Below are 7,920 nucleotides of genomic sequence, written 5' to 3'. Positions count from 1 at the left end.
AGTTTTTCAGCCTCGGTCCAGATCGCGCCGAATTGATCGACCACGGCCGACTTCCCGGTGCGGCCGCTCAGCGTGAAGCGGTTCGACCACTCCATCAGCTTCAGCCCATAGAGGCCCAGCACCTCGTTGGCGATGCCCGCGCGCCGCCGCCGTTCGGCGGCGGGGAACGATGTCCCCGCCTGAGCCACACCGTCGGTCCAGTGGTCGGCGGACCCGAAGGTGCCGCAAAGCCCGCACATGGCGGTCAGGACTCGGGCCGCGCCGACCCGGACTTCGGGAATCGGGTGGCGAAGTCCGTGGCGATTTCCTCCATCGTGACGAAGCGGACGCCGTCGTGGCCCTTCAGGTAGTCGAACAGCCGCTGGTGCATTTGCAGGACATGCGGCTTGCCCGATACGTCGGGGTGGATCGTCAGCGGGAACACCGCGTAGTCGTAGTTCTCGTAGACCCAGTCGAACTGGTCGCGCCACATCTGCTCGATGTCGTGCGGATTGACGAAACCGTGGCTGTTGGGAGCGGCCTTGATGAACATCATCGGCGGCAGGTCGTCCAGGTACCAGGATGCCGGGATCTCGATTAGGTCGGTTTCCTGCCCGGTGACATAGGGCTTCATCCAGGCCGAGGGATGCTGCGAGTAGTCGATCTTGGTCCACTGGTCGCCGACCGTCACGTAGTAGGGATGGTGGTCGTTGTGCATCAGCGAGTGGTCGTACTTGATACCCTTCTTCAGCAGCAGTTCGTTGGTCTTGGAGCCGAACTCCCACCACGGCGCCACATAGCCGCGCGGCGGCTTGCCCGACAGTTCGGTGATCAGATCGACGCATTTGTCGAAGATCGCCTCTTCCTGGACCGGCGTCATGGCGATCGGGTTCTCATGGCTGTAGCCATGCATGCCGACCTCGTGTCCGGCATCGGCGACGGCCTTCATTTCCTCCCGGAAGGTCTCGATCGAGTGGCCGGGCATGAACCACGTCGTCTTGATGTCCCATTTCTCGAACATCCGAAGCAGCCGCTTGCTGCCGACCCGGCCGGCGAAGACGCCGCGGGAAATGTCGCAAGGGCTGTCCTCGCCGCCATACGATCCGAGCCAGCCCGCGACCGCATCGACGTCGATCCCGTAGGATACCAGGATTTCCTTCGTCATGGTTTCTTCTTCCCTGTAAGTGATGCTTTTCGTTGGAAGCCTTTGGCGGCCCTAATTGGCGTGCAACTCCATCCGCTGCCGGACGATCGACGGGTCCGCGCCTGATCCCAGCAACAGCGCCAGCAGGATTCGCGCCTTGATGCCGCTGAGGTCGCCGCAGAAGATCGCGCCCGCCGCCGCCAGATCCGAGCCTCCTCCGGCGCCGTAGACCGGCTCGACCCGCCCCTGGGGAGAGCGCGAAGTCACCGCTACCGGAATGCCGCTCCGGATCGCCTCGACGGCGGCTTCGGTCACGGCCGGCGTCGCGTTGCCGCGCCCGAAGCCTTCCAGCACCAGCCCGCGCGCGCCGTTCCCCAATGCCGCCGTCACGAAAACCGCGTCGGAGCCCATGACCAGCTTGATCAGCTCGACGCGCGGCTCGATCGCGTCGGCCTTGATGGGACCGAGCCGGATGGTGCGGCGGTGAAGCCGGACGCGGCCGACATCGATCTCGCCCAGCTTGCCATGCTCGGCGGAAGCGAAGGTGCCGAGCCTGGAGGCATGGGTCTTGGTGGCGTCCCGTGCGGCGTGGATCTCCTGTCCGAAGACGATCATCGCGCCCAAACCCTGGGTTTCCGGGCTGGCGGCGACGCGGATGGCGTCGGCCAAGTTCCTCGGGCCGTCGGAGTCGGGCTGATCGGCATCCATCTGCGCCCCGGTGAAGACCACAGGCTTGTCGGTTTCCAGCACGAGGTCGGCCAGATAGGCGCTCTCCTCCATCGTGTCGGTGCCGTGGGTGACGACCACGCCCGCGACCTCCGGGTCGGCAAGCAGCGCGTTGATGCGCCGGGCCAGCCCGAAGGCCATGGGCAGGTCGATCCTGTAGCTTCCGACATTGCTGAACTCTTCCGTCTTGACCGGGATATCCGGCGCCAGCGGGCCGAGCAGCGAGACAAGCTCGTCGCCGGCCACGCTGCTGACGACGGATCCCTGTTCCGCGCTGTAGCGCGACGCGATCGTTCCGCCGGTGCTGAGAAGGACGATATGTGTCACGGGACTCCTTTTCCGGTGCTTGGCGGCAATGCCGCCGGGTCAGTAGCGTCCGACGAGCAGGCCGCCATCGACGACGATGACTTGGCCGGTGAGATAACGGGCCGCCTGAGAGGCGAGGAATACGGCGACATCGGCGATTTCCTCCGGCTCCCCGACGCGGCCGAGCGGGATGAAGCTGGCGGCGGCTTCCAGACCGGCCGGCCCCAGCGAGTGCTTCTCGGACAGGGCCTGGGCCGTGCGGATGTAGCCGGGAGCGATGCCGTTGACCCGGATGCCATCCTTCGCCAGCTCGACTGCCAGCCCTCGCACCAGACCGACCACCCCCGACTTGGCGGCCGAGTAGTGGACGTGCTCGTCCCAGCCGTAGGCCACGCCCATGATCGACGACAAGGCGATAACGCAGCCCTGGCCGCGTTTCCGCATCGCCGGCGCCGCGGCCCTGACGACCCGCATGACGCCACCCAAGTCGATGTCGAGCGTCTGATCCCATTTCTCGTCGGTAAGGTCCGCCAGCGGGACCTTGTGGGCGATGCCGGCATTGGCGAGCACGACGTCGATCGGCCCATGGGCCTCCTCGACCGCCGCCACGACGGCATTCGCCCCGGCAGTGTCGCGGACGTCCAGCCGATGGAACTCCGCCTGCCCGCCGGCAGCCGCGATCTCCTCGGCAGCCCGACGGCCTTCCTCATCGAGGACGTCGGTCAGGATGACGCGGTACCCGGCATCGGCGAAGGCCTTGGCCGAGGCCCGGCCGATCCCGATGCCGGCTCCGGTGATCAGTACGATGGGCATCATGGTTGATTAACCCGTGGCTGGACAGTTGGTGCCGCAGCTCCGGTAGGTACGGCGAACGGCGACAGGTCGCGCTTCAGGAAGGCGCCGTCGCCCGGCTCGCCCAGGATCTTTCCTTCTTCCGCGACCAGCTTGCCGCGCAGGAACGTCGCTACCGGCCAGCCGGTGACCGCGATACCCTCGTACGGCGTGTAGTCCGCCCCATGGTGCATCAGCTCCTGCCGGATCGTTTCCTTGCGGTTCGGGTCCCACAGGACGATGTCGGCGTCGAAGCCGGGGGCGATGGAGCCCTTCTTGGGATAGAGACCGTACATCCGGGCATGGTTGGTCGAGGTCAAGGCCACGAACTCGTTCAGGGTGATGCGGCCCTCGACGACCCCCTTCGAGAACAGGAGCGGCAGGCGCGTCTCGACGCCGGGGATGCCGTTGGGCACCCAGCGGAACGACGTGCGCGCCTTCGGATTGAGCTTGCCCATCTCGCCTTCATAGAAGAACGGACAATGGTCGGACGAAAAGGTCTGGAAGACGCCGGTCCGAATGCCTTCCCAGATGGCGCCCCAGCTTGCCTCGTCGCGGGGCGGCGGCGAGCAGACGTATTTGCCGCCCGTCTCGTCCATGTTGAGGCCTTTGAGGTCGTCCGCCGTCAGCGCGATGTATTGTGGGCAGGTCTCGCCATAGACCTTCAAACCCTTCTGCTGCGCCCAGCGGATCTGCTCCATCGGCTCCCGTCCGGAAACATGGACGATCATGATCGGGACGTCGGTCAGTTCCGCATGGCTGATGGCGCGGTGGGTCGCTTCGCGCTCGACCGATTCCGGCCGGGAGACAGCGTGGTAGTAAGGCGCCTTCTTGCCGGCGAGTTCCAGCCGCTCCGTCATGAAGCGGATGGCGTCATAGCCCTCGCAATGGACCATGACCAGCGCGCCGCAACCCCGCGCGCAGTCGAAGACCTCGAGCATCTGGCGGTCGCTTAGGACCAAATCGTCATAGGTCATGAAGACCTTGAACGACGTGTAGCCGTCCTCGACCAGCGCCGGGAGTTCCTGGCCCAGGACGCTTACGGTCGGATCGCTGATGATGAGATGGAAGCCGTAGTCGCAATAGCTCTGGCCGTCGGCTTCCTTATGGTAGTCGGCGACGCTTGCGCGGAGCGAAGCGCCGCGCGGTTGCAGCGCGAACGGGATGACGGTGGTGTTGCCGCCCGCGATGGCCGACCGCGTGCCGGTCTCGAAGCCGTCCGCCATCTTCGGCCCGCCGAAAGCCGGCTGGGCCAGATGGACGTGGCTGTCGATGCCGCCGGGCATCACCAGCAGCCCCGATGCGTCGATCTCCTTGGCCCCGCCTTGGAGGCTTTCGGCCACGGCGACGATGCGCCCTTCACGGACGCCGACATCGGCGCGCACCGTATCGGCGGCGGTGACGACGGTTCCGCCCCGGATGACCAGATCGTAATCACTCATATCGAAGCCCCTTTTTCAGATCGGCCGAGTCAGACCATGACGTCGCCGCCATTGGGCGACAGCGTTTGCCCTACATAGAATGTCCCCGCTTCGGAGGCGAGCATAAGGACTGTGGGGGCGATTTCATCGACAGTGCCGAACCGCCCGATCGGCAGCTGCGCCTTCTTCATCGCCTGCCACTCCTCGCTCAGGCCCCGCAGCAACTCCGTCTCCACGGGTCCGGGAGCGATGCCGTTCACCATGACGCCATGCGGAGCGCCCTCGTAGGACAAAGCGCGGGTGAAACCGACGATCCCGGCCTTGGCGGCGCAGTAATGCGCCAGTCCCGGCGCGCCCTTGTAGGCGAGCTGGGAGGCGAAGTTGATGACGCGGCCATAGGAGCGCGCGATCATCTTGCCGAAGAAGGCGTGGGTGACCAGGAAGGTGCCGCGCAGGTGAACCCCGATCATCCGGTCCCAATCGGGGACGGTGATCTCGGTGAAGGACTTGTCGCCGCCGATGCCGGCGCAGTTCACCAGGATATCCACATGCCCCAGACGCCGTTCGGCCCAGGCCGCCATTTCGGCGACTTCGGTCTCGCTGGCGACGTCGCAGTGCATGGCGTGGACCGACAGGCCTTCGCCGCCCAGGCGGGCGACCAGCGCATCGGCATTGGCTTCGTCATGGAAATGGCAAAGTGCCACCTCGGCCCCGTGGCGGGCGAAAAGTTCGACGACCGCCGCCCCGATGCCCCGGCTGCCTCCGGTCACCAGCGCCTTGCGGCCCTTCAGGCTGAAGATATCGTTCATGACACTCTTTCCATACTGGTCAAGCGGAGGCGGTCCCGGCGCGAAGCCAAACCGCATAGGAGCCGATGCCCCGATCCAGGCCGATCGCGGGCCGGTAGCCGAGATCCCTCTCGACCGCCGAGATGTCGAAGCGCCGCTGCGTGTCGTCGACAGGATCGGCTCCCGGCCCCAGCTCGATATCGGCGCCGGGAAGCACGCCGCGGACAACATCGGCGATTTCCGCCAGCGTGAGATAGCTGCCGCCAGTCACATTGTAGGTCCTGCGCGGCAGGGCCTGCTTGTCCAGCGCCATGACCAGGGCGCGGGCGGCGTCCTCGACATGGATGAACTGGCGGTGGAAGTCGCGCCCGAACGGCAGCCGGGTCGGACGGCCGGCCAGCGCATCCACGATCATCGTCCGGATCACGCAGTCCGTCGTCCGGCGCGGTCCATAGACCCAGGACAGCCGGAGGCTGACCCCATCCACCCGGTATTGTCCGGCATAGGCCGATACCAGCAGCTCGCTGGCGACCTTGCTTGCGCCGTATACGGTGGTCGGCGCCATCGGGACGTCTTCCGGCACCGGTCCTTCCGGCGTATTGCCGTAGGCGCTGGTCGAGGAACAGAACACCAGGCGGCTGCCGTGGATGCGTGCGATCTCCAGCACGTTGGCGGTGCCGACGATGTTGACCTGCACCATCGAGTTCGGGTTGTCGCGCGCCACCATCGGGCCGGAATGGGCGCCGCAATGAACGATGCCGGCGATCCTGTTCTCGACCGCCAGCGCATGCAGCCGATGGACGTCGCCGAGGTCGCAGACGGTGACCTCCCGCCCGTCGACGGCACCCGGCGTCCGGTCTATCGGCAGGACCTTGCGCCCGCCTTTTTCCAGCAGCACGCGGACGGCATTGCCGAGCAGGCCGGCGGCGCCGGTGACGAGTATCGTTGCTTCGCTCATGTCAGGCTCGGCTCCACGGTGGTTCTCCCCAGCGCCCGTGTGCGCTGGGCTTCGCTTTGCTCGATCGGCAGTTCGGCGGCGAGCAAAGCCTTGGTGTAATCCTCGGCCGGTCGGGCAAAGATCGTTTCGGTCTCGCCGTGTTCGACGATCTTGCCGTGACGCATTACGGCGACGTAGTGGGCGAGCGACCGGACAGAGTTGAGGTCATGGGTGATGAAGAGCGCCGACAGCCCCATATCCCGTTGCAGGTCCCTGACCAGATCGATGATCTGGGCGCGGACACGGATGTCCAGCGCGGTAGTCGGCTCGTCGAACACGACGAAGTCGGGACTGGTGGCCAGCGCCCGGGCGATACCCACGCGCTTCTGCTCGCCTGCGGTGAGCTGATGCGGATAGTAGTCGGCGATCCGGGCCGGCAGCCGCACCATGTCGAGAAGTTCCCGCACGCGCTTGGCCCGTGCCGCGGCGCTGGTCTTCGGGATCAGCGCCAGGGGTTCTCCGATCAGGCTTTCCACCGGCCAGCGCGGGTTGAGCGCGACGTAGGGCTCTTGGAACACCATCTGGATCCGTCTGCGGATAGGCCTGAACTCCCGCTCCGGCAGCGTCGTGATGTCGTTTCCGTCGAACAGTACCCGGCCGCCGCCGGGGTCCAGCAGGCGGACCAGGCATTGGCCGACCGTCGTCTTGCCGGACCCGCTCTCGCCGACCAGCGCCAGCGTTTCCCCCGCGCCGACGGAGAACGAGACGCCGTCGACCGCGCGGACCACCTTGTTCGATCCGCCGACGGCAAAGAACTTCTCCAGCTTATCGACCTCAAGCAGCGTCTTCGGCTTGGCGGCCGAAGCATCGGCGGCGCCTCTCGGCGTCGGACGCGCCCTGGCGGCATCCAGCAGGACTCCGCTGTAGGGCTCTTCCGGCTGCTTCAGGAACAGGCCGGCTGGCTTCATCTCGACGATCCGGCCTTCCCGCATGATCGCGATGCGGTCGCAATAGTTGGCGACGACGCCCAGGTCGTGGGTGATGATGACCGCGCCGAGACCCAGTTCGCGGCAGCGCCGGACCAGCAGGTCGAGCACCTGCACCTGGATCGTGGCGTCCAGCCCCAGCGTCGCGTCGTCCGCCAGCACGACTTGGGGATGGGCGATCAGCGCCATCGCGATGACTACGCGCTGGGCCATGCCGCCCGAAAGTTCATGCGGATAGGCATGCGCCCGCCGTTCCGGATCGACGATGCCGACCTTGGCGAACAGATCGACCGCCGCCTTCCAGGTGGCGGCCCGGCTGCCGCCCTGGTGCGCCCGAAGGACGCGGGCGACCTGAGCGCCGACCTTCTCCACCGGATCGAGCAGGGCCTTAGCATTGGTGCCGATCAGGGCTATCTGCCCGCCGCGCAATTCCCGCTTGCGCTTGGGGTTCATCGACAGGATTGACGCGCCGTCCAGCGCCACATCGCCGGAAACGATCCGTCCGCCCTCCGGCAGCAGGTCGATCAGGGCCCGCGCCAGCACCGATTTGCCGGCTCCCGTCTCGCCGACGATGCCGAGCACTTCGTCGCGGCGCAGGGTGAAGCTGACGTCGTTGAGGACGGTGGTGTCGCCGAAGGCGACGGTGAGCTTGTCGACTTCCAGCAGAACCTTGGGATCGCGCGGGGTCATCGGCGGGCCCTCGTCGTCGGGTCCGACAGTTCCTTGGCGGCATCCCCGAGCAGCGCGAAGCACAGGACCGAGATCACGATGGCAAGGCCGGGGAACAGCGATACCCACCAGA

At 66.4% G+C, this 7,920-nt stretch carries 8 protein-coding genes; all 8 read right to left on the bottom strand.

All coding sequences use genetic code 11. From position 1 onward, the window contains the following. Positions 1-239, bottom strand: a 239-nt coding sequence (locus tag AC5JJ6_RS32145; RefSeq protein ID WP_496045951.1) for a hypothetical protein, incomplete at its 3' end; no start/stop codon positions are given. Positions 240-244: 5 nt separating this feature from the next. Beyond that, positions 245-1,144: a polysaccharide deacetylase family protein gene (locus AC5JJ6_RS32140; protein WP_496045950.1), complete on the bottom strand. Its 900-nt coding sequence runs from the start codon at positions 1,142-1,144 to the stop codon at positions 245-247. Between the two features lie 51 nt (positions 1,145-1,195). Continuing rightward, entirely contained in the window at positions 1,196-2,176 is a 981-nt protein-coding gene (locus tag AC5JJ6_RS32135) for an asparaginase (protein ID WP_496045949.1), read from the bottom strand. A 39-nt stretch (positions 2,177-2,215) separates the two neighbouring features. Then, complete coding sequence (locus AC5JJ6_RS32130; RefSeq protein WP_496045948.1) at positions 2,216-2,971, bottom strand: SDR family NAD(P)-dependent oxidoreductase; 756 nt, start codon at positions 2,969-2,971, stop codon at positions 2,216-2,218. Next, on the bottom strand, positions 2,968-4,428 hold the full coding sequence (gene hydA / locus AC5JJ6_RS32125; protein WP_496045947.1) for a dihydropyrimidinase: 1,461 nt from the start codon (positions 4,426-4,428) through the stop codon (positions 2,968-2,970). Before hydA ends, AC5JJ6_RS32130 begins: the two co-directional genes overlap by 4 nt. 29 nt (positions 4,429-4,457) lie before the next feature. After that, on the bottom strand, positions 4,458-5,216 hold the full coding sequence (locus tag AC5JJ6_RS32120; protein WP_496045946.1) for an SDR family NAD(P)-dependent oxidoreductase: 759 nt from the start codon (positions 5,214-5,216) through the stop codon (positions 4,458-4,460). Between the two features lie 19 nt (positions 5,217-5,235). Further along, positions 5,236-6,153, bottom strand: coding sequence for an NAD-dependent epimerase/dehydratase family protein (locus AC5JJ6_RS32115; protein WP_496045945.1), 918 nt, complete (start codon positions 6,151-6,153; stop codon positions 5,236-5,238). After that, entirely contained in the window at positions 6,150-7,808 is a 1,659-nt protein-coding gene (locus AC5JJ6_RS32110; RefSeq protein WP_496045944.1) for a dipeptide ABC transporter ATP-binding protein, read from the bottom strand. Before AC5JJ6_RS32110 ends, AC5JJ6_RS32115 begins: the two co-directional genes overlap by 4 nt. Between the last annotated feature and the right edge of the window lie 112 nt (positions 7,809-7,920).

It is taken from the genome of Skermanella sp. (assembly GCF_059503625.1).
This window is presented reverse-complemented; position numbering and strand designations above follow the sequence as displayed.